Origin of the sequence: Ureibacillus sp. FSL K6-3587 (assembly GCF_038593165.1) — a bacterium.
Classification (GTDB): Bacteria; Bacillota; Bacilli; order Bacillales_A; family Planococcaceae; genus Ureibacillus; species Ureibacillus suwonensis.
Window position 1 is genome coordinate 2,724,396 of the sequence record NZ_CP151969.1, and the last position, 23,111, is coordinate 2,747,506.

21 protein-coding genes are annotated in these 23,111 nt (G+C 42.1%); 16 read left to right on the top strand and 5 right to left on the bottom strand.

Annotated features, from left to right (window positions below):
- Positions 1-32: 32 nt before the first annotated feature.
- On the top strand, positions 33-827 hold the full coding sequence (recO, locus tag NSS77_RS13495; RefSeq protein WP_342469210.1) for a DNA repair protein RecO: 795 nt from the start codon (positions 33-35) through the stop codon (positions 825-827).
- Between the two features lie 12 nt (positions 828-839).
- Here recO and NSS77_RS13500 read toward each other — a convergent pair whose 3' ends face one another.
- Together NSS77_RS13500 and NSS77_RS13505 are read right to left on the bottom strand one after the other, a co-directional pair.
- Complete coding sequence (locus NSS77_RS13500; protein WP_342469211.1) at positions 840-1,316, bottom strand: hypothetical protein; 477 nt, start codon at positions 1,314-1,316, stop codon at positions 840-842.
- Positions 1,317-1,588: 272 nt separating this feature from the next.
- Entirely contained in the window at positions 1,589-2,974 is a 1,386-nt protein-coding gene (locus tag NSS77_RS13505) for a glycine--tRNA ligase (RefSeq protein WP_342469212.1), read from the bottom strand.
- A 388-nt stretch (positions 2,975-3,362) separates the two neighbouring features.
- Here NSS77_RS13505 and NSS77_RS13510 point away from each other — a divergent pair, with 388 nt between their 5' ends.
- From NSS77_RS13510 to NSS77_RS13555, 10 genes are all read left to right on the top strand, one after another.
- On the top strand, positions 3,363-4,001 hold the full coding sequence (locus NSS77_RS13510) for a helix-turn-helix transcriptional regulator (RefSeq protein ID WP_342471287.1): 639 nt from the start codon (positions 3,363-3,365) through the stop codon (positions 3,999-4,001).
- A gap of 11 nt (positions 4,002-4,012) precedes the next feature.
- A complete protein-coding gene (locus NSS77_RS13515) occupies positions 4,013-4,831 on the top strand; it encodes a pyruvate, water dikinase regulatory protein (RefSeq protein ID WP_342469213.1) in 819 nt (272 codons plus the stop codon).
- Between the two features lie 204 nt (positions 4,832-5,035).
- Positions 5,036-6,853 (top strand): DNA primase, encoded by a 1,818-nt coding sequence (gene dnaG, locus NSS77_RS13520; RefSeq protein WP_342469214.1) that lies wholly within the window; start codon positions 5,036-5,038, stop codon positions 6,851-6,853.
- A 32-nt stretch (positions 6,854-6,885) separates the two neighbouring features.
- The gene (rpoD, locus tag NSS77_RS13525) at positions 6,886-8,010 is read left to right on the top strand and encodes an RNA polymerase sigma factor RpoD (protein ID WP_342469215.1); all 1,125 of its coding nucleotides are present in this window, start codon (positions 6,886-6,888) and stop codon (positions 8,008-8,010) included.
- A gap of 159 nt (positions 8,011-8,169) precedes the next feature.
- A complete protein-coding gene (locus NSS77_RS13530) occupies positions 8,170-8,730 on the top strand; it encodes a hypothetical protein (RefSeq protein ID WP_342469216.1) in 561 nt (186 codons plus the stop codon).
- Between the two features lie 262 nt (positions 8,731-8,992).
- Positions 8,993-9,340 (top strand): cytochrome c, encoded by a 348-nt coding sequence (locus NSS77_RS13535; protein ID WP_342469218.1) that lies wholly within the window; start codon positions 8,993-8,995, stop codon positions 9,338-9,340.
- A 92-nt stretch (positions 9,341-9,432) separates the two neighbouring features.
- Positions 9,433-10,131, top strand: a complete 699-nt coding sequence (locus NSS77_RS13540; RefSeq protein ID WP_342469219.1) for a tRNA (adenine(22)-N(1))-methyltransferase TrmK — start codon at positions 9,433-9,435, stop codon at positions 10,129-10,131.
- Positions 10,128-11,249, top strand: coding sequence for a Nif3-like dinuclear metal center hexameric protein (locus NSS77_RS13545; RefSeq protein ID WP_342469220.1), 1,122 nt, complete (start codon positions 10,128-10,130; stop codon positions 11,247-11,249). Before NSS77_RS13540 ends, NSS77_RS13545 begins: the two co-directional genes overlap by 4 nt.
- 332 nt (positions 11,250-11,581) lie before the next feature.
- Complete coding sequence (gene vrrA, locus NSS77_RS13550; protein WP_342469221.1) at positions 11,582-12,010, top strand: VrrA/YqfQ family protein; 429 nt, start codon at positions 11,582-11,584, stop codon at positions 12,008-12,010.
- Between the two features lie 66 nt (positions 12,011-12,076).
- Complete coding sequence (locus NSS77_RS13555; RefSeq protein WP_342469222.1) at positions 12,077-13,048, top strand: 4-hydroxy-3-methylbut-2-enyl diphosphate reductase; 972 nt, start codon at positions 12,077-12,079, stop codon at positions 13,046-13,048.
- Positions 13,049-13,116: 68 nt separating this feature from the next.
- Here NSS77_RS13555 and NSS77_RS13560 read toward each other — a convergent pair whose 3' ends face one another.
- Positions 13,117-13,824 carry a response regulator gene (locus tag NSS77_RS13560; RefSeq protein WP_342469223.1) on the bottom strand — a complete coding sequence of 236 codons (708 nt, stop codon included), beginning with the start codon at positions 13,822-13,824 and terminating at the stop codon, positions 13,117-13,119.
- Between the two features lie 9 nt (positions 13,825-13,833).
- Positions 13,834-15,408 carry a sensor histidine kinase gene (locus NSS77_RS13565; protein ID WP_342471288.1) on the bottom strand — a complete coding sequence of 525 codons (1,575 nt, stop codon included), beginning with the start codon at positions 15,406-15,408 and terminating at the stop codon, positions 13,834-13,836.
- 95 nt (positions 15,409-15,503) lie between these two features.
- Here NSS77_RS13565 and NSS77_RS13570 point away from each other — a divergent pair, with 95 nt between their 5' ends.
- Both NSS77_RS13570 and dctA read left to right on the top strand, forming a co-directional pair.
- Positions 15,504-16,559 carry a DctP family TRAP transporter solute-binding subunit gene (locus NSS77_RS13570; protein WP_342469224.1) on the top strand — a complete coding sequence of 352 codons (1,056 nt, stop codon included), beginning with the start codon at positions 15,504-15,506 and terminating at the stop codon, positions 16,557-16,559.
- A gap of 259 nt (positions 16,560-16,818) precedes the next feature.
- On the top strand, positions 16,819-18,078 hold the full coding sequence (dctA, locus tag NSS77_RS13575; RefSeq protein WP_342469225.1) for a C4-dicarboxylate transporter DctA: 1,260 nt from the start codon (positions 16,819-16,821) through the stop codon (positions 18,076-18,078).
- Positions 18,079-18,131: 53 nt separating this feature from the next.
- Here dctA and NSS77_RS13580 read toward each other — a convergent pair whose 3' ends face one another.
- On the bottom strand, positions 18,132-18,704 hold the full coding sequence (locus tag NSS77_RS13580) for a DUF2642 domain-containing protein (protein ID WP_342469226.1): 573 nt from the start codon (positions 18,702-18,704) through the stop codon (positions 18,132-18,134).
- A 302-nt stretch (positions 18,705-19,006) separates the two neighbouring features.
- Here NSS77_RS13580 and NSS77_RS13585 point away from each other — a divergent pair, with 302 nt between their 5' ends.
- The 3 genes from NSS77_RS13585 to dacB all read left to right on the top strand — a co-directional run bounded on the left by NSS77_RS13585 (position 19,007) and on the right by dacB (position 23,005).
- The gene (locus NSS77_RS13585) at positions 19,007-20,299 is read left to right on the top strand and encodes a DEAD/DEAH box helicase (protein ID WP_342469227.1); all 1,293 of its coding nucleotides are present in this window, start codon (positions 19,007-19,009) and stop codon (positions 20,297-20,299) included.
- A 17-nt stretch (positions 20,300-20,316) separates the two neighbouring features.
- Positions 20,317-21,204, top strand: coding sequence for a deoxyribonuclease IV (locus tag NSS77_RS13590; protein ID WP_342469228.1), 888 nt, complete (start codon positions 20,317-20,319; stop codon positions 21,202-21,204).
- Between the two features lie 379 nt (positions 21,205-21,583).
- Positions 21,584-23,005: a D-alanyl-D-alanine carboxypeptidase/D-alanyl-D-alanine-endopeptidase gene (dacB, locus tag NSS77_RS13595; protein ID WP_342469229.1), complete on the top strand. Its 1,422-nt coding sequence runs from the start codon at positions 21,584-21,586 to the stop codon at positions 23,003-23,005.
- Positions 23,006-23,111: the final 106 nt, after the last annotated feature.

Sequence of the window (23,111 nt, forward strand, 5' to 3'; positions counted from 1 at the left end):
ATCAGCCTCTGACCAAAAGGGATGTGCAAAGAATGTTACATAAATTGGAAGGCATTGTATTAAAAACGAGAGATTATGGAGAATCGAATAAAATCGTCACCTTGATGACAAAAGAGGCGGGGAAAATCGGAGTGATGGCAAGGGGAGCAAAGAAACCGAGAAGCCGGTTGGCCGCCATTTCCCAAACTTTTATGCACGGCATTTTTATTGTTCAAAGAACTTCCGGCTTGGGCACTTTGCAGCAAGGGGAACTGATCAATTCAATGCGCCACATTCAGACGGATATTGTAAGGGCTGCTTATGCCAGTTACATCGTGGAATTGGTGGACCGGTTGATGGAAGAGGGGAGCCCGCAACCTTTTGCTTTTGAAGTTTTGAAGCAAGCATTATATGCCATTGATGAGGAATACGATCCGGAGGCGATTGCATTATTTGTTGACTGGAAGCTGCTTCCCTACGCAGGCGTAAGGCCGGTTTTGCATCAATGCGCATCGTGCGGCGCCGTCGAAGGGGAGTTTGCCTTTTCCTTTTCCCAGGGCGGTTTTCTTTGCCATCGTTGCTTCCATGTGGATCAATACATCATTCGACTCAATCCGACCCAGGTCAAATTGATACGCATGTTCGCAAATGTGCCGATTGAAAAAATCGGAAAGTTGGAGTTGAAGCGTGAAACGAAGCGGTTTATTAAAATGATTGTGACCACCATTTATGAAGAACAGACGGGGATGCGCTTGAAATCCCGTTCGTTTATTGATCAGCTGGAGAAATCGGAATCGTTGCTGTCGCTCCAAAAAAACGATGAACACGAAAAAGGCGTCGAATCATGACGCCTTTTTGATTTATTTCAGCTCAGCCAAAATCGGGATTAAATCTTCTTTGAAAGCTTGCCAAAATTTTTCTTCCAGCTCTGGCAATAAGTTATCTTTATTTTGATATTCCATAAATAGTTTTTCAATTTTATCATCCACCAGCCTCAGGCGGTGGTTGACGTTTTCCCGTTCCTCCTCGATATGGAGCAGAATATAACTGTCCATCAGCCGTTGAAGCTGATGGCCTTTTTTTAATGCAATTTCATAGGCTTCTTGATGGAAAAGGCCGACCGCTGTGGACAAGTCGATCCGCTTCCGATGATATTCGGCTGCCTGGGCATATTGTTGAATTTTTATATTCGCGTGATATAGTAAATGGCTCATACTATTGATCGACGGAACTTCCCTTTTGAAAACTGTTGCCACCATCTCCCGCAATTGGCCGAAACAGTCCCCCGTTTCGGATATTTCCACTTTTTTTGAAGGTATTAATTGATGAAACAGCATGTTGACTCCCCCTAATGCAAACAGCGCTTTTTCTCATTATACAAAAGAAGGAAAAAATAAACACTATAAATTCAAATAATTCTGATAGTTTGGTAAATTCAACAAAAGGGAGCTGCATTCATTGCACACGTTGCAAGCAAGGGGGAAGTCTCCATAGAAGCTGGCAAAGAGTCGGGATTGGCCCAGCCATTCACTTTTCAATAACAAAAAGAGCAAATGGAAAAGGCATCGCCTCTCCATTTGCTCTAAAGTTTATCAACCCTATTTATTCATTAAAATTGCAAGTATTTTTCAATATAAGCTTTCACTTCCGCAATCGGGATGCGCACTTGTTCCATTGTATCGCGGTGGCGAACCGTCACTTGGCCGTCTTCTTTTGAATCAAAGTCGTAAGTGATGCAGAATGGTGTACCGATTTCATCCTGACGGCGATAGCGTTTACCGATGGATTGGGATTCATCATAATCCACTGGGAAGTACTTGCGCAATTCGTTCCAAACTTCAGTTGCTTCTTCTGACAATTTTTTGGATAGTGGAAGAACAGCCGCTTTAAATGGCGCAATGACCGGATGGAATCGGAGGACTGTTCGTTTGTCGCCATCTTCCAGTTCCTCTTCATCATAAGCGTCGCATAGGAACGCCAATGTGACGCGGTCTGCCCCTACGGATGGTTCGATGCAGTATGGTACATAACGCTCATTTGTAACAGGGTCCACATATGTGAAATCTTCGCCGGAATATTGCATATGCTGTTTTAAGTCGTAATCGGTACGGTCGGCAATACCCCAAAGTTCGCCCCAGCCGAATGGGAATTTGTATTCAATATCCGTTGTGGCTGCTGAATAGTGGGACAATTCTTCTTTTGAATGGTCGCGAAGGCGGATATTTGCTTCGGTCATTCCCAAACTCAAGAGCCAGTTTTTGCAGAATTCTTTCCAATAATTTTGCCATTCCAAATCTTCGCCTGGTTTACAGAAGAACTCCAATTCCATTTGTTCGAATTCACGGGTACGGAATGTGAAGTTCCCCGGTGTGATTTCGTTACGGAATGATTTACCGATTTGCGCGATACCGAAAGGAATTTTTTTGCGCATGGAACGTTGTACGTTTTTGAAGTTGACGAAAATCCCTTGTGCTGTTTCAGGGCGCAAATAAATTTCGTTGGCGGAACTTTCCGTTACCCCTTGGAACGTTTTAAACATCAAGTTGAATTGGCGGATTTCTGTAAAATCTTGCGCACCGCAATCCGGGCAATGCACATCATATTGCTTCATAATTTCTTCCATTTTGTCGAAAGATAAACCGTCCACCACAATTTCATCGCCTTTTTCGAGAGCGGCCGCTTCGATTAATTTATCCGCTCTGTGTCTCGCTTTACATTGCTTACAGTCGATCATCGGGTCATTGAAATTGCCCACGTGGCCGGAAGCTTCCCAAGTGCGTGGGTTCATGAGGATTGCGGCATCAAGCCCCACGTTATAAGGTGATTCTTGTACGAATTTCTGCCACCATGCTTTTTTAATATTGTTTTTCAGTTCCACACCAAGCGGACCGTAATCCCACGTATTGGCAAGACCTCCGTATATTTCGGAACCCGGAAATACAAATCCGCGATGTTTTGCTAAACTTACAATAGTTTCCATTGATTGAACAGCCATTTTTGTTCCTCCTAATTGTTTATATTTTTTTCATTGATAATAAATAGAAAAGCACTCGCCTCCGGGCAATACGCCCGGGGACGAGTGCTTGATTCCAACGTTACACCCGCGGTTCCACCCCGATTGATTGTATTCTTGAAGAAGAAATACAACCCTCTTTTTTGGAACATGGCTCCAGGATGCCGTTTCTCTTTTCGTGTAGGCTTTCACCATCCCTACTCGCTGTTGGTTGAAAAGATACTTATAGTCCTGTCATCGCCTTCGATATATTAATATAGTATTTTGACCATTCAGTTGTGACATTATTTTATCATGTAGGACTTTTCTTAGCAATTATTAAAAAAATAGTATATAATATTTGAGTAAAAGTATAACACTAATTGAGGCGGTGAGTCCAATAGAACTCAATCAACGTCAAGATAAAATTCTCCAAATCGTGAAAGAAAAAGGTCCAATCACCGGGGAAAAAATAGCTGAACAATTGAATTTAACCCGCGCAACCCTGCGGCCGGATTTGGCGATTTTAACGATGGCAGGGTTTTTAGATGCCAGACCCAGAGTCGGCTATATATATTCAGGAAAGAAAACGCTGGCCTCTGTTACAGAGTCCATGATGAATCTGAAAGTGAAAGACTTTCAATCAATGCCGGTTGTCGTTTCCGAGAATATGACCGCTTATGATGCCATTTGCCAAATGTTCCTGGAAGATGTCGGCACATTATTTGTGGTGGATGAAAAATCCCGCTTGCAAGGGGTTCTTTCAAGAAAAGATTTGCTTCGTACAAGCATCGGGACACAGGCGATTACAAAAATCCCTGTTCATATTATTATGACCAGAATGCCGAATATTGTTTATTGCCACAAAAATGATTCCCTTGTGCATGCGGCGAAAAAACTGATCGATCGGCAAGTGGATTCGTTGCCGGTTGTGGAAGAAAGGGAAGACGGGCTGGAAATTGTCGGCCGGTTGACAAAGACGAATATCACAAAAGCTTTTATTTCCTTGGCAGAAACGAATGATTTGTAAGAGGTGCGAATTTGAAAAACTTAAAAATTTTTGTCGTATCTGATTCTGTTGGAGAAACGGGCGAACAAGTGGTAAAAGCGGCTGCCACCCAATTTCGGCCGAATTTTGACGGCGTAATCATCCGAAGATTTCCGCACATATCAAGCGACGATCATATCAGAAACATTGTCGAAATCGCGGTGATGCAAAATGCAATCATCGCTTTTACGCTTGTGGAAAAGCAAAAACGCCAATTGATGCTTGAATTGTGCCGTCAATTGAATATTGATTGCATCGATTTATTGGGACCTATCATCGAATTGTTTGGTAAAAGGCTCCAGGAATCGCCGCGGGAAGAACCCGGCCTTGTTCATAAATTGGATGAGGACTATTTCCAAAAAGTTGAAGCCATCGAATTTGCCGTAAAATATGATGATGGACGTGATCCAAGGGGAATCTTATTGAGCGATGTCGTATTAATCGGTATTTCGAGAACATCCAAAACCCCGTTGTCCCAATATTTGGCCCATAAACGGTATAAAGTGGCCAACGTGCCAATCGTCCCTGAAGTCGAACCGCCGGAAGAATTGTTCCAAGTGGATCCAAGAAAATGTTTCGGTCTGGTGATTTCCCCCGAAAAACTGAATGTCATCCGGAAGCAGAGATTGATCGCATTGGGATTAAGCGATGATGCAATGTATGCAAGAAAAGACCGGATTGAAAAGGAAATCGCCTATTTTTATAAAGTGGTCGAAAAATTGGGCTGTGAAGTCATTGATGTTACCAATAAGGCGGTGGAAGAAACGGCCAATGACATCATTGAAAGATTGGAACGGTTAAAAAATAAGTGATACCTCCAATTTCCAGGGAGGTTTTTTTGCGTTTTTTTAATTATGGTATAGAATTTTTTTGAAGAATGTTTTATAATGATAAAATTGGGGTAAAAATATTTCTAACAATTATTTTAAAAAAATTAACTTTTTGTGTCGTTTTTTAAAGGGATTTTTAATTTTTTATCGAATCTTGTTATTTAGCAACAAAGTTGGTGATGGGAATTGGTTAATAAAATCCCTGAAGAATTGATTGAAAAAATTCGGACAGAGTCGGATATAGTCGATGTCATCAGCGAATATATCCAGTTGACCAAAAGAGGCCGGAATTGGTTTGGGCTATGTCCATTCCATAACGAAAACACACCCTCTTTTTCTGTCTCCGAAGACAAACAAATATTCCATTGCTTTGGTTGTGGCGCAGGTGGAAATGTCATTACCTTTGTCATGGATATCGAAAATGTATCCTTTCCCGAAGCGGTATCGAAACTGGGAGAACGCATCGGCATACATATAGATATCCAGAACCAAAGTATGGACAACCGCATTCACCGTTATTCAAAAAAAGAAGAAAACATGCTGAATGCCCATCAATTTGTTGCTGAATACTACCATCATTTATTGTTGAACACAGAAGATGGTGAAAAAGCGTTAAATTATTTATTCAAAAGAGGATTTACGAGGGAAGATATCGAATCCAATGGTATAGGATATGCATTGCCAAATTGGGATTCGGTGGCGGTGCTTTTGCAGCGCAAAGGTTTTTCACCGGATGAAATGGTCGAGTGCGGACTCATTATCCAACGGGAAAACGACCATACTTATTTTGACCGGTTTCGGGACCGCATCATGTTTCCGATTCGCAACGAATTTGGAAAGGTGATCGGTTTTTCAGGCCGTATACTTGAGCCGAAAGAATCAGAAGCAAAATATTTAAATAGTCCCGAATCTCCAATTTTCCGAAAAAGCGAAGTTCTGTTCAATTTGGACAAGGCCAGAGCTTCGATTCGAAAAAAGCGCCAAGCAATATTGATGGAAGGATTTATGGATGTACTCGCTGCAAACAAGGCAGGTATTGACAATGCCGTGGCCACCATGGGCACTTCCTTGACGAAAGAGCATATCACAAGGCTGAAACGCTTAGTTCGAAACGTTGTTATCTGTTATGACGGTGATCATGCCGGATGGGAAGCTGCCAAACGTGCTTCGGAGTTGCTGTACAATGAGCAGATGGAGGTCGAAGTTGTCGTACTGCCTGACAAATTGGACCCGGATGAGTATATCCGGAAATTCGGTCCGGAATCCTTCGTTCAGATGATTGAAAGACCACATGCCTATATGTCTTTCATGATGATGTACGCACGTCGCAATAAAAATTTCCAATTTGAAAATGATGTATTGCAATATATTCAGGAAGTACTCGAACAGCTTGTCGGCAGAACATCACCTGTTGAACGTGATTTATATATAAAAGAATTGGCGAAAGAAACAAAGGTTTCAGAAGAAGCCATTTACGCACAATTCAGAAAATTAGATGCTGACTTCGCTAAAAATTATAAACGAGCGGAACAGAAAAATACAATAATAAATGGCCCAATTCAACCCAAAAATTTAAATGCGACGGAACGTGCAGAAAGATTGCTTTTGTCACATATGCTATTTGATATGGAAGTGGTAAACAACATATTGCGCAGTGAAGAACCACAACCTTTTGTACACGATGAATACATTGCGGCTTTTGTCCGTTTAATCGGCTTTTACGAAGAATATGGCACTTCGGATTATCAACGTTTCTTGGAAATGCTGGATGATCCCGAACTCCGGAGAATTGTCATGGAAGCGGCGTTGATTGAACGCGATCCGGGGTTTAAAGAAGCTGAAATTCAAGATTCTTTAAAACAACTGAAAAAACATCGATTAAAGCTTGAGATAGAAAAACTCATGCATGATTCCCAGGAAGCCGAACGGATGCATGAGCATAAAAAAGCTTTGGAACTCTTGCAACGGATAATTGAACTGAAAAGAACTTTATCTGCGATTTGATTGACATTGGTTTTTTATAAGGAGGAAGGTTTATGGCGGACAATTTGTCAGAACGTTCAAGAGAGATTTTGGAAAAGAATTTGGAAGAGGCGAAAAAATTTCTTCGAGAAAAGGCAAAAAATGATGGAATTTCCATGGAGGAAATTTCCAAAAAACTGGAACCATTTGAATTGGAACCTGAAGAAATCTTTCACTTTGCAGAAGAACTGGAAAGCCAATATGATATTCGGGTGGAAGGTAAAGAAGAATTCGAAGAAGAAGCAATCGCTAAACAAGAAGAATTGGAAGAAGAATTTGATTTAAATGATTTAAGCGTTCCTCCTGGTGTGAAAATCAACGACCCTGTCAGAATGTATTTAAAAGAAATCGGACGTGTCGACTTATTAACTGCCGAAGAAGAAACGGAATTGGCAAAACGCATTGAGCAAGGTGACGAAGAGGCTCGCAAAAGACTCGCAGAAGCGAACTTGCGATTGGTGGTTTCCATTGCGAAACGTTATGTTGGCCGCGGAATGCTTTTCTTGGATTTGATTCAAGAAGGAAATATGGGATTAATCAAGGCGGTTGAAAAATTCGACCACCGCAAAGGATTTAAATTCTCCACCTATGCGACTTGGTGGATTCGTCAGGCAATTACACGCGCCATCGCAGATCAGGCGAGAACAATCCGAATCCCTGTTCACATGGTTGAAACCATCAATAAATTAGTTCGCGTTCAACGTCAATTATTGCAAGACTTGGGCCGCGAACCTACTCCGGAAGAAATCGCGGAAGAAATGGATTTAACGCCTGAAAAAGTCCGCGAAATCCTAAAAATTGCGCAAGAACCGGTTTCTTTGGAAACGCCGATCGGTGAAGAAGATGATTCCCATTTGGGCGATTTCATTGAAGATCATGACGCGCAATCACCGGCTGACCATGCAGCTTACGAATTATTGAAAGAGCAGCTCGAAGATGTATTGGATACATTGACAGATCGTGAAGAGAATGTCCTCCGTCTTCGCTTCGGTTTGGATGATGGCCGCACACGCACGCTTGAAGAAGTAGGTAAAGTGTTTGGCGTCACACGTGAAAGAATTCGTCAAATAGAGGCAAAAGCTTTAAGAAAATTGCGTCACCCATCCCGCAGCAAACGGTTGAAAGATTTCTTGGAGTAATCATTTTCATCAATTGCAGCCAAAGGTACCCTTATTGGGTGCCTTTTTATATGAAAACTTTTTTAAATTTTCATAGAGATTTATTACTTTCTATGGATGCCGGAATATAGAAAATAAGATAAAATATAGATAAATAATTTATCATTTCGGGGAAACTATATGGAAAATCCTAAGAAGCAAATCATTTTGAACGAAATCTTATTTTGGAAGCAAAATAAGCTGTTGCCGGAACAATATTGCGACTTTTTATTGAAGCTTTATACCGAAGGGGAAGATATCAAACAGCAGGAAGATGTCAGTTATAAAAAGTCGATCATCGAAAAGGAAAAGCGTAAAAAAAGGATCATCGCTTTGTTGTTGATTTTGTTAACGGTTGCCTTATTGGTGTTTCTTTTTCTCATGACCTCCTACTTTTTTGTTGCCGCATTGATTGCGGGATGTATAGCGATTCTATTTATCATCTATTCTTATCAATTTGCGAAAAAGCATGATTTGATCGCACCAATATTGCAAGTGGCGGCGGCCCTCCTGATTTTTGGGATTTCCGTCAAAGTGAGCCTGGTTTATTTTGAAAATAATAATATTGTATTATATTCATTATTGATCGCCAACTCTCTTATGTGGACCATCACGGGAATCCGTCTGAAGCTTTTGTATTTCAAGATTTCGGGTCTATTGGGATTGTTGATCATCATTGGTTATCAACTATTTTTCCTATAATTACAATAAAAAGAACGTTTTTCATTTTGTTTTGGTAATATAATTTTTGCGGAAACGGAAATAATAAAAATCCAACGTGTTATAGAGAAAAATGATAAATAAAATAAAAGGCAAAATTGTGAAAAATTGTCGAAATTGTTACAGTCCTTGTAAAACTTTCTGTTTAGGTCTTTTCGTTTTGTAAAATATGAAGTACAATAATGATTGTTGACTATATTCTATCATTTATAGCATTGATGAATTATAAGGAGGTTAAAGACACATGAAAAATAACCCGATTGTTCCTTATATCCTCATAATGGCATTGGGTATTGCACTTATCTTCTTCTTGTCTTTAGACGGTGTCGGAAAACAAAATGAAAATGCTGAAGAGGGGACAACTACGGAAGATAATGCTTCTGCAGACGATGGTGCAGCATTAGTTCAAACATGTATTGGATGCCACGGCCAAGACTTGAAAGGTGGCATGGGTCCTCAAATCGCTGGACTTGATGCGGATCGTATCGTGGACGTTCTTGAAAACGGTATCGAAGGAACTCCAATGACTCCAGGAATGAAAACTGGCGACGAAGCCAAAAAAATCGCCGAGTACATCAGTTCATTAGAATAATTACATAAATCCTTAGTTGCTAAAGTAGGCGACTAAGGGTTTATTTTTTTATATAATGAGAGTTATAAATTAACAAAAAAGGCGGGTACATCATGAATGCACAAAATCTTTCCAAACGACTCGAAACCGTTGCTTCCTTTGTACCGAAAGGAGCAACCGTGGCAGATATCGGCTCAGACCATGCCTATTTGCCGTGTTATTTGGTTCATAAAGGCATTGTACAGAAAGCGGTTGCGGGAGAAGTGGTGGATGGACCATACCAGTCCGCGCTGAAAAAAGTGAGAGAAGAAGGGATGGAAAATCAAATTACCGTAAGACTTGCCGATGGATTGGCAGCCATTGAAAGCGGTGATGGTGTGGATACGATCACGATTGCAGGAATGGGCGGATCGTTAATCGTTTCCATTTTGGAAAAGAATCCGGAAAAACTTGAATCCATCCAGCGCCTCATATTGCAACCGAACATTCATGCAAAATTGATCCGTCAATGGGCATTGGCGCATCAATGGAAAATCATTGATGAAGCCATTGTGGAAGAGGATGAAAAAATATATGAAATCCTCGTGCTTGAGCGGGGGCCAATGGAGTTGACGGAAGCGGAGATATTAATGGGGAAAGAATTGATTCGGGAGAAGTCGGACGTTTTCGTGAAAAAATGGACGAATGAAGTGCAACATATGAAAAAAGTGCTCCAATCGCTGGAAAAAGCCGACCAAACGCCCGAAATTCTTGCGAAACGGGAAGAATTGCTTCATCATGTTGCATTAGTGGAGGAGGTATTGAAACCATGAAAAAAGCGAACGGGAATGAGATTATTCAGCTTTTTGAAAGCTGGGCTCCTAAGAAATTGGCATGCATGGAAAATGACCCGATCGGCCTTGCAATCGGCACGTTAAACAAAGAAGTCACAAAAGTGCTGGTGACTCTTGATGTGAATGAAGCGGTGGCCGATGAAGCGATAGAAAAAGGATGCCAACTCATTATTGCCCACCATCCGCCCATCTTCAGAAAGTTGTCCAATTTGAGAACGGACACGCCCAGCGGCAAACTTTACGAAAAGCTGTTGAAAAACGATATTGCGGTATATGCCGCCCATACAAATCTGGATGTGGCGGAAGGCGGCGTCAACGATTTGCTTGCCGATGCTTTGGAACTGGAAAACCGCGGGATTTTAGAGAAAACGTATTCGGAACATTTAATGAAGTTGGCTGTATTTGTTCCGGATGACCATGCGGATGAACTGCGCTATGTCCTTGCAAAAGCGGGTGCAGGGAAAATCGGCAATTATGATTCCTGCAGTTATTCCACGGACGGGAAGGGGCGTTTCCGTCCATTGGAGGGAGCCAATCCTTATATCGGGGACGTGGGCGAAATCGAAGTGACCGATGAAGAGAAAATCGAAGTGGTGTTTCCGGCATCCATGAAAAACCGGATTTTGAAAGCGATGTTAAACGCCCATCCATATGAGGAACCGGCTTATGACCTCTACACATTGGCGCAAGAAACGAATGAATACGGCATCGGGCGGATTGGCACGTTGAAGGAGCCGATGAGCTTAAGACAATTCGCCGAATATGTAAAAGAGCGATTGGATGTTCCGATGGTGCGCATCGTGGGCAATGAAAATGACACGGTTTCGAAAGTCGCGGTGCTTGGAGGCGACGGAAATAAATATATTCACATCGCCAAAAGAGCCGGTGCGGATGTGTTTGTCACAGGGGATATGTATTTCCATGTGGCACAAGACGCCCAAGCGATCGGCTTAAATATTGTCGACCCTGGCCATCATGTGGAAAAAGTGATGATCAAAGGGGTTAAAGAAAAAATGACCGCCCTTTGCAAAGAAGGGAAACTCGATGTGGAATTTATCGAATCGGAAGTAAATACAGAGCCGTTTATTTTTATTTAATGTGGGTAACAATGAAATATGTATATCCAAACAATCCTCTTGGAGCGAATGAAGGAAGCGATGGTTTTCTTCATTTGCTCTTTTTATTTTCGGAGAATCGCGAAACCAAAAATTAATTTATTACAAGAAGATAATCGCCAAATTCGGAAAAATCATCGCCAATCAAGCGAGGATAATCGCCGAAGAGAAGGACATCATCGCAAATGAAGTAAAAAGCAAATGATCTCCCATGGAAGACAATCATAGGTGCTGTACCTTTCACTGACCGTTTGCATATGATAGCTTTTAGAAGACTTACGTCATTATTTGCATCAAACAGAAAGGAGATTTCCATGCGACCACATCATTTTCCTTACCAGATGCCGCCAGGAAGACCGAATCATTTCATACCAAGTCCGCCACAATTTGGCTATAGACCTGGACCATTTCCGCCACAAATGCCTCCTGGTTTCGCGCCGCCAAAAGGAACAGCAAGACTGGATTCGCTGCTGGAAACGGCCAACCGCTTTTTGGCGACTGCCCAAAGTTTCCAACCATATATCCAGCAAGCTGCTCCGATGCTCCGGAATTTGCCTGCATTATGGAAGCTGTACAAAGGGTTTCAAGGAATCCCGTCACAAGGCGGCCCAGGGAATGAACGGGGAAGAAATCAGCCACCATCCGGCCAATCGAACCAAAATGGAAGAAGCCAAAGACCATCCTATGAAACGAGACCATCCGTTCCGAAAATCTATCAACCGCCTTTCGATCATTTAGAATAGAAGCTTTGTATTCAGTGTCCAGCTCCGTTATAATAAAGCTATGTACCAACAAAAGGAGTTGACACGATGGAAGTCATTAAAATAAATCCTCGTGGCTATTGCTATGGCGTAGTGGACGCAATGGTCATTGCAAGAAACGCTTCATTGGATAAAACATTGCCACGACCAATCTACATTTTAGGAATGATTGTTCATAATAAACATGTGGTGGATGCCTTTGAAAAGGAAGGCATCATTACACTTGACGGCGAAAACCGGAAAGAAATCATCGAAAAAGTGGAGAAAGGGACAGTCATTTTCACTGCCCATGGGGTATCACCGGAAGTGCGGGAAATTGCGAAAAGAAAAGGACTTGTGGCCATCGATGCAACATGTCCTGACGTGACGGTGACCCATGATTTGATCCGGGAAAAAGTCAAAGAAGGTTATGATATCATATATATTGGAAAGAAAAACCATCCCGAGCCTGAAGGGGCCATCGGAGTCGCACCTGATCATGTTTATTTAGTGGAAAATAAAGAAGACATTGATAACTTGAATTTGCAGAACGATAAACTCCTTGTGACAAATCAAACAACGATGAGCCAATGGGATGTTAAACATTTGATGGATTACATCAAAGAAAAATATCCTCATGTCGAGGAACATAAAGAAATCTGCATGGCCACTCAAGTGCGGCAGGAAGCGGTCGCACAGCAGGCAAAAGAAGCGGATGTCGTCATCGTTGTCGGCGATCCCCGCTCCAACAATACTAACCGGTTAAAACAAGTGTCGGAAGAAATTGCGGGAACACCCGCATACCGAATCGCCGATCTATCCGAATTGAAAATCGAATGGTTAATGGATGCGGAGAAGGTGGCGGTGACGGCAGGAGCTTCCACACCAACGCCGATTGTCAAGGAAGTCATTGCATTTTTGGAGAAGTTCGACAAAAACGACCCATCGACCCATGAAATTAAACGCACAGTGACCCTTGATAAAATCCTTCCGAAAATCAAAGAGCCGAAACCGGTGAAGAAAATTCTGCCCGAAGAATAATGGGAGAAAATATAAAAGGATTTTATATATTAGCGGACTCTAATATATAAAATCCTTTATTTTTATGCTCAATTATCCTTCTGAATAAAGTATTGGTTGATGGGTCTTCCGATGCCGCCATAATGCACATCGACACTCACCATATTTTGCTTTTCCAAAAAATCCAGATACCGTCTTGCCGTGACTCTTGCCACCCCGATGGCTGCCGCCACATCATCGGCGGAGGCCCCATTTTCTGCTTCTTTCAGATAATGGAGGACTTTATTGAGCGTTGAACGGTTGAACCCCTTCGGAAGTTCCTCGGGCAAATGGCCGCTCTTTGTTTCCCGGTTTTCCATGTTCCCATGGGGATGAATAAGGTTGTCCAACTCTTCCTGATTCAAAATCCGTGTTTCGGCACTGACATGTTTAAACTTTTTATAATTCAACAACGTTTGCTGCATCCGTTCGAAGGTGAAGGGTTTCATAATATAGTCGTACACGCCCAAGTGCAAAATTTGCTGAATGGTTTGCAAATCATTCGCCGCTGTGACGGCAATACAATCCACAGGCAAATTTTCCGACCGGATTTTTCTTAAAGTGGAGAGTCCGTCCTGTTCGGGCATGAATATATCCATGAATACCAAATCCGGTTTACATTCCAGGATTTTTTGAAAACCTTCGACGCCATTTTTGCACATGGCAATGACTTCAAAGTCTTCCACTTTTTCAATAAATTGCCGATTGACTTCCCTAACCATTGGATCGTCTTCGATCAATAACACTTTAATTGCCATGAAATCCTCCTAAAAATTGAATGATATCAAGAATGTGGTTCCTTTGTCAGGTTCGCTGTACACTTCGATGACACCATTTCCTTTTTTCACAATTTCTTTCACCAGGTACAACCCGATTCCACGATTTTCTTTTTCTTTTGTAGAATAACCTCTTTCAAAAATTTGCGACTTCACTTCTTCCGTCATGCCGATGCCGTTGTCACTCACTTCGATCGCGAGGACTTCATCCCGGTCATCGATTGAAATGTGGATTTCTTTTTCGTCTTTATTGGCCATGATCAACGCATCAAAGGCGTTTTCAATCAAATTGCCCAATAATACCACAAAATCATGATAATCCAGCTTTTCAGGAAATCTGGTAAAACGGCTTTCTTTATCGATGGTAACCCTGATCCCCAATTCCTGTCCACGGATGATTTTGCCTAACAATAGGCCGGAGATATTCTCATTATAAATCCGTTCATTCAGAAATTTTGTGACATTATCATGTTGGCTCGATACTTGGGATAAGTATTCGAGCGCTTGTTTTGTCCGTCCTAAATGCAACAGCCCCGCAATGGTATGGAGTTTGTTTTTGTATTCATGGGTTTGGACACGCAATGCTTGTACATAAGCTTTGACGCCCGTCAATTCTTCCGCCATTTTTTTGAAGGCCGTCAAGTCTTTGAATACCGCCACGGCTCCCACCACTTGCCCATCTACGGAAATGGGGATGCGGTTGCTTAAAATGCTGTGGTTGTTCACAAAAATTTCCTGGTCATACACCGGTTTTTTGGAATACACAATTTCCGGCAGCCTTGTGTCAGGAATCACGTCTTCGATCCTTTTTCCGATACATTGGGAAGGTTCCAGATCCACGCCCAAGATTTCGCAAGCCTTTTGATTAAAAATGGTGATCTTCAAATCCTGGTCGATGGCAATGATTCCGTCATGCATGGAATTGAAGGTTTCCGTCCGCTCCACATAGAGTTTTGCAATTTCATGGGGTTCAAGTCCAAAAATTTGTTTTTTGATATGCATGCCAAGGGCTTTCGCTCCAAATGCGCTAAACAACATTGACAGGGCAAAAGTGATTAAAATCTCATTTGAATACTCAGAAAAAAAGTCTGAGAAAGTGGGCAGCGAGTAACCGACCACAGTTACGCCAATTTGTTTATTTTCATCCATGATTGGAACAAATGCCCGCAACATGATTCCTTTTTCACCTTTTGCCTTTGAAAGATAATAATGTTCCGCAAAGGCTGCATTGATATCGGTGGACTTGCTTATTTGTCCGATTTGATTTTTGGATGGATGGGAATATTTGATCCGGTTCATATCCATCACAACAATATACTCCGCGCGGTTAATGGTGCGGATTTCGTCAACGATTTGATTGATTTTCTTTGACGCCTCACCGAAGTTTTCGTTTTGGAGAGAGGTTTTCAATTCGGGCAGATTGGCCACCGTTCGTGCAACGAGCATGGCCCTTTGCCCAATTTCTTTTTCCCTTTCCTTTATCATACTACCAAGGACAAAACTGCCCGCAATAAAAAAGGAGAAGGCAATAATGAAAAAGGTGAGGAACATGATTTTCGAATTCATTGATAATTTTCTTCTTTTCAATTCATTGCCCTCCGAACGCATTTTTGCCATAATGGCTATAATCATATTATATTACAGTGGCTATGGTGAAACGTATGAAATATTTTGTGGCTAGCGCAGTTTTGACGATTCTGCTTGTCATAGGATTGATCGCATATCAGCAAGGGGCATTTTCAAAAGAAAAAATAGCCTATGATGATGAACAAGTGGGATTGGATGATCAAATCATCATCAATTTCAGCCATGTTGTGGCGGAAAATACGCCAAAAGGGATGGCGGCCAAAAAGTTTGCGGAACTGGTGGAAGAAAAAAGCGGGGGCCGGATCATGGTGAAAGTGTATCCTGACGGCATGTTGTACAGCGATTATGATGAATTGGAAGCCTTGTTGGATAATGAAGTGCAAATGATCGCCCCGACCACTTCCAAAATGACCGAACGTTTGCCAAGTTGGCAGGTGCTGGATTTGCCCTTTGTCATCGAAACCAACGAACAGTTGAAGGCCGTTTTGACCGGGGAGTTGAGCGGCAAGCTGTTGGAAGAATTGTCAAAGCTTCATATCAAAGGGCTCACTTTTTGGAGCAACGGATTCAAGCAAATCTCTTCCAACCAACCGATTATCCGTGCGGAAGATTTCAAAGGGAAACAGATCCGGACGATGGGCAGCGATATCATTAAAGAACAATATCGCAAGCTAAATGCGGAGCCGATCCCTTTAAATTTTGATGATGTCTATTATGAAATTCAAAACCAGTTGATTGATGCCCAGGAAAACACGATTTCGAATATTTATTCGAAAAAATTTTATACAATGGAAAATCACATCACCCTTTCCAATCATGGCATCATGGCCTATGCGGTGATGATGAATGAAAATTTTTGGAATAGTTTAACGGAAGAGGATCAACAAATCATCATCGAATCATTGGAAGAAATGCAAGAATGGCAATTTGAGTTGGCTGAACGGATCAACGGGGAATTTTTGGAGAAGCTTTATAAAGAACCGAATGTGGAAATAATCCAATTGAATGAACAAAATAAAAAGCAATGGATGCAATCTGTCAGCCCCCTTTACGAATACTTTAATCAAAAGGGGAATGGCACATATTTCAATCTGCTTCTGCAAGATATCGATAAAGTGGAAGATTTTTGAAATTGAACAAAATGAACAAAATGAAGGTTTCCTTGAAAAAGGGGACCTTTTTTATTTTTGTTATATAACAAAAGAATTGCTTTAAAGATCAGTCATATAACACGCAAACCCTTGAAACATCAGGGTTTTTAAGGATTCTTCCGGATAATGAACAAAACAAACGAAATAACCTTTATAAACGAAAAACTAATTTTCAAATAATTTTTATTATTATAGATTCAAGCATAACAACAAATCAATTTTTGACGGGGATGATGATATGAAAATATTGAAAAATCTTACAGTTCAAGTGATTATAGCAATCATCTTGGGGATTATTGTAGGGGCGGTTTGGCCTGAATTTGGGGCAAAGTTGAAGATACTTGCGGATTTATTCATTAAATTGATCAAGATGTTGATTGCCCCAATCATCTTTTTGACGGTGGTCGTTGGAATCGGCAGCATGGGGGATGTAAAGAAGGTCGGAAAAATCGGCGGCAAAGCGCTGATCTATTTTGAAATCGTTTCCACTATTGCCCTTGCCATTGGAATCATCGTTGCACTAGTCATTCAACCAGGTAAAGGATTGGATACCTCTGCTGCAGGAAATGCCGACATTTCAAAATACACTTCGGCGGCTTCCGAATCGGAGCACGGGCTTGCCCATTTCATTTCCAGTATTATACCTGACAACTTTGTAGGGGCATTGGCCAATGGCGAATTATTGCCGACGTTGTTTGCGGCGGTGTTGTTTGGACTTGCGGCGGCGGCTGTCGGCGAGCGGGCGAAACCTGTGATTACCTTTTTTGAAAACGTTTCAGAAATCTTTTTCAAAATTGTCGGCATGGTGATGATCTTTTCACCGATTGGGGCATTTGGTGCAATGGCCTATACGATCGGCAACTTCGGAATCAAGTCTTTGGCAAACTTGGGACTTTTAATGGTTTCCGTTTATACGACCATGTTTATATTTATCGTGTTCATTTTAGGTTCCATCGCCAGATTTTATGGCATCAATATCTTAAAATTTATTGCCTATATCAAAGAAGAAATCTTCATCGTCATCGGGACATCTTCATCTGAATCGGCATTGCCTTCTTTGATCAGAAAGTTGGAACAATTTGGTTGCTCCAAACAAACAGTCGGATTGGTCGTTCCAACCGGCTACTCCTTCAACCTGGATGGAACAGCGATCTATTTGTCGATGGCAACTTTATTTATCGCGCAAGCTTATGGCATTCATTTAACATGGGTACAAATTGTTACCATCCTGGCCGTGTTGATGATCACGTCCAAAGGGGCTGCCGGGGTGACGGGCTCCGGATTTATCACACTTGCGGCGACACTCGCGGCATTCCCGATGATTCCGATTGAAGGGATCGCCCTGTTGATCGGTGTGGACCGCTTTATGTCAGAAGCCCGTTCCGTGACGAATTTGATAGGGAATGCGTTATCAGCGGTCGTGATTTCAAAATCGGAAAAAGAATTTGATGTGGCGAAATACGAAGAATTGAAACAGCACAAATTGGAAGCTCACTAATAAGAAAAAGGCTTTTAAGAAGGTAAAGAACTTTCTTGAAAGCCTTTTTTCCATTAAACTAGTTGAAGGGTTTGAATGTGGGAGAGATTAAAATAAGTGAGTTTCGATTTTCCGTTTTCTATACTGATCAACTGATTGTTTACATTGATGACTTTCCCGATGTGGGAAAAATCTTTCCCCAAATTCAATATAGCCATTTGATTTTTCAATTCAGCAAGCTGGGAAACGAAAGTGCTTTGAAAGGTTTCATCGTTTGCCGATGCGAAATGCTGAAATTCTTTCTCGCTAAGGCCATAAGGTAATTGGTTCAAATGTGGTATCAGCCATTTCAAATGGTACTGGGCAATGTACATCCTTTTGTAAACAGGCGACTCGAATACAAAATAGTCGTCTTTGATGGTTGTGATCACACCATGCAGGGGTTCGTTTTTGGCGACCATGATTTCCACGTGGATGCCCTTCGCCAATGTGAGTATATTTTTTAGTGTCAAATTTTGGTTGACCCGCGAAATAAATGCCGGGATTTCTGATGGAGTTTGAATATTATTTTCGTTTTCGAAATCTTTATAGAATGATTGGATATGTTCAAATGGTATATAGACAAATTTATTCCCATCATATAACACGATGAGTTCATCACTGGAATCGACAACGGAGCCGTTTAAGTGTTTTCCGCCAGATATTTCAATGACGATAATCTCTTTTTGCAGACTTTGGAATATGTTCCTTCCTCCTTTCCAATACTGATCTTTCTCTTGTTATCCCGCATTCCAGAAATGTTTAGTACTAGACATTATATTATGAGTCGTCTTTTTATATTCCAGTTTGGAAAGGCGGCAATTGATAAAATCCGCACGCAAAAGCTGTAATCATTGTTCTATGACATAGGGTGATGTTACAATATAACTTATGTTAGGAGGGACGAAACATGTCGAACTTTACAGAATTTCAATTGAAACCTTTTATTATGGACGCCATTCAAAAGCTCGGCTTTAAAGAACCAACTCCGATTCAGAAAGAAATGATTCCGTTGATTCTGGAAGGGAAAAGCGCCATTGGGCAAGCCCACACAGGGACCGGGAAAACCCATGCCTTCTTATTGCCGATTGTCCAAAGAATCGATACGGGCAAACAGGAAGTGCAAGCGGTGATCACTTCGCCGACGAGGGAATTGGCGACTCAAATATATGAACGATTGAAAGAAATTATCGAAGGCACGGAAATTACGGCGAAATTGCTGATTGGCGGCACGGACAAGCAACGATTGATGGAAAAGCTGAAAAACCAACCCCACATCGTTGTCGGAACGCCTGGACGAATTCATGATTTGGTGAAGGAAAATGCCCTTCTTGTCCACAAAGCGCCAATTTTGGTGGTGGATGAAGCGGACTTGGCTTTCGACATGGGATTCATTGAAGAAATCGACGGTTTTGCGGCGCGCATGCCGGAAAAGCTGGAAATGTACGTTTTCTCAGCGACCATCCCCGTCAAGTTGCAGCCATTCCTCAATAAATATATGGAATCCCCAGCGCACATCAAAATCAATGACCGGAAACCGGTGGCGGAAGGGATAGAATTTTTCCTTGTGCCGATCCGATCCAAAAACCGGTCGGACAAACTGCTGGAAGTTTGCAAGACTATCAATCCGTTTTTATGCCTCATCTTCTGCAATACGAGAAAAACGGCGGATGAAGTGGCAAGCTTCCTATCGGAAAACGGCATCCGCACAGGGGAAATTCATGGGGATTTGACGCCAAGGGAACGCAAGAAAATGATGAAGCAAATCCGCGACTTGGAATTCCAGTACATTGTCGCAACGGATTTGGCAGCCCGGGGCATTGATATCGAAGGCGTTTCCCACGTAATCAATTATGAAATTCCTGAAGACTTGGAGTTTTTCGTCCACCGCGTCGGACGAACAGCGCGCGCGGGTCTGGAGGGAACAGCCATCACCCTGTATGGTCCGGATGATGAAGATGCTTTGGACCGCATTGATGAAAAATTGGGCATTCCATTTAAACATCGCGACGTGAAGGATGGGGAATGGATTGAATTAAAAGACCGTCAAGCCCGCAAAAAACGCGTAAAGCAGGAAGATGAATTGGACAAAGTCGCAAAAGCGCTGGTGCGAAAACCGAAAAAAGTGAAGCCGGGTTATAAAAAAGCGATGCAGAAGGAAATGCAGAAAATCAAGAAAAAATTGAAGAAGAGTAAGCTGTAGAAAGAGGGAAAAGGAGAATGTTAATCGGTTCACACGTATCCATGAGCGGCAAGAAAATGCTGCTTGCCGCCAGTGAAGAAGCGGCATCCTACGGGGCAACAACCTTCATGATTTATACAGGGGCCCCTCAAAATACGAGAAGAAAAGCCATTGAAGAATTGAATATCGAAGCGGGCTTGCAACATATGAAGGAACACGGCATTTCCGACATTGTGGTCCATGCCCCTTACATCATCAACATTGCCAATACGGTAAAACCGGAAGTCTTTGCTTTGGGTGTGGAATTTTTGCAAAAAGAAATTGAGCGCACGGAAGCGATCGGTGCCACACAAATCGTTCTCCATCCAGGTTCCCATGTGGGGGAAGGGGAAGAAAAGGGCATCAAAAAAATCATCGAAGGGCTGAATGAAGTGCTCTCCGTGGATTCCAACGTGCAAATTGCATTGGAAACGATGGCGGGGAAAGGTTCCGAATGCGGTAAAACTTTTGAGGAACTGGCGCAAATCATCGACGGCGTGACGAACAACGAGCGTCTTTCCGTCTGCTTTGATACATGCCATACCCACGATGCCGGTTACAATATCGTGGAAGATTTCGATGGCGTGTTGGAGGAATTCGATAAAATCATCGGCCTCGACCGCATCAAAGTCGTACATATCAACGACAGCAAAAACGAGCGCGGGGCAAGAAAAGACCGCCACGAGAATCTGGGCTTTGGCCATATCGGATTTGATGCGCTCAACTACATCGTCCATCATGAAGTGTTCAAAGACATCCCAAAAATTCTTGAAACGCCTTGGGTCGGTTCTGATTCGAAAAATAAAAAGCCGCCATATAAAGAAGAAATTGAAATGCTGAAAACCGGGGATTTCCATCCGGAATGGATTGACGCATTGCGCGGCTGAGAGCGAGGAAAACACCTCGCTCTTTTTTTGATTGAGGTTTGGCGAATATATTGATTCATTTGACTAATATACATCGGGGCTATTATGTTTCGGAGTTTGACTATTATTGGCTTTTGGGGCGGCATGTTTTTAGAGATTGGCTAATAAATTGAATCCTTTGACTAATATTCATCGGGGAATGGCTATTATGCTCACGGGTTTGACTATTATCGGCCTTTTTGCATGGCGTTTTTTCATCTTTGGCAATTAAGTTCGCCAATTTGACTATTTTCCCTTAAAGAATGGCTATTATGGATTCTTTTCTTTAGTCAATTTTCAATATAAAAGAAGGCAAACCAGCCATACTAAAATGCAAATGATTTTTTTGAAGGTGGCTGGCATGATTAAAAGATATATTGCTTTAATTACAGTTCTATTTATGTTTTGCTATGTTCATCCCATTCAGGCAAAGTCGCTGAACGAGACAATCCAGCAATATTTGGGCACGGATAATATAAGCGTGTCCATCAGGGATCCGGAAACCGGTGAAATAGTGTATGAAAAAAATGGGGATGTCGGGATGAAACCGGCTTCCACATTGAAATTGCTGACGGCTGCAAGCGCATTGCATACATTGGGGGAACAGCACCGTTTTCAAACAGATGTGTACACCGATGGCAAAATCGAGAACGGTGAGCTGGTGGGCAATCTTTATTTTAAAGGACGCGGCGATCCCACTTTTCAAAAGAACAATTTTTTGCAAATTGCAGATATATTGAAGGTATTAGGAGTTCATTCCATACGGGGTAATCTATATGGCGATGATTTGCATTTTCAAGGTGCGGCCCTTTCTCCAGGGATTGCAAAAGACGATGAAAGCTATTATTACGCACCGCGGATCAGCGCTTTGACGATGTCGCCGGATCAGGATTTTGACGCCGGTACCATGATTGTTCATGTCAAACCGACGGAAATCGGGAACAAACCGATGATTGAATTTGAGCCAAATGATTGCGGCATGATTTTCATCAACCAGGCAAAGACGGTTGCTTCAAATGAAAAAAATACCATTGAAATCATCCGGAAACACCGATCCAATGAGGTTGTCATTTCAGGCAATATTCCTGTTGGAGAGCCCCATAAAGATTGGGTGACCTTAAATGATCCAACCCTTAATACGCTTATTGCATTCAAGAAAACGTTGGAAGAAGCGGGTGTTTCATTTTATGATACGGCCATTGAAAGAAAAGCGGTGCCGAAAAATGCCGTCTTGCTTTATACAAAACATTCCTTGCCATTGGAAGTTCTTGTCCATCCTTTTCTGAAATTGAGCAACAACAGCATTGCGGATATTTTAGTCAAAACAATGGGGCAAACGGTTTACGGACACGGGGATTTTAAAAGCGGATTAAACGTGATCCGGTACTATGGGGAACAAATTGGATTAAATATGGAATTTTGGCAGTTGGAAGATGGTTCGGGCATTTCCTACAAAAACCGGACTACGGCCAATGAGTTGACCAATTTATTAGTAATAGTCCGCCACGAACCCTATTTCCCCATCTTTTTCAGCAGCTTGCCTGTTGGAGGGGAAAAGAAACGGGAGATCGGGGGATCATTGAGGGAACGGTACTTGGATGATCATTTGAAAGGCCGTGTATTTGCCAAAACAGGGCATATATCCGGAGTGTATACCTTGGCGGGATACGTGAAGGCCAAAAGCGGGAAAATGTATGCCTTTGCCGTGATGACCCAGAATCAACAGAAAAATAAAATCAAAGACATTGACAAAGTGGTGGAAGCGATGATGGAACAGTATTGATAAGGCTGAATGTGCGTATTTGGAGTTTTTTTTAGATGGCGGATAAGTTCTTTAACTTGGCTGATATCCCAATGCGGGAAGCTTAAAATAATTGGCTCGGCGGATA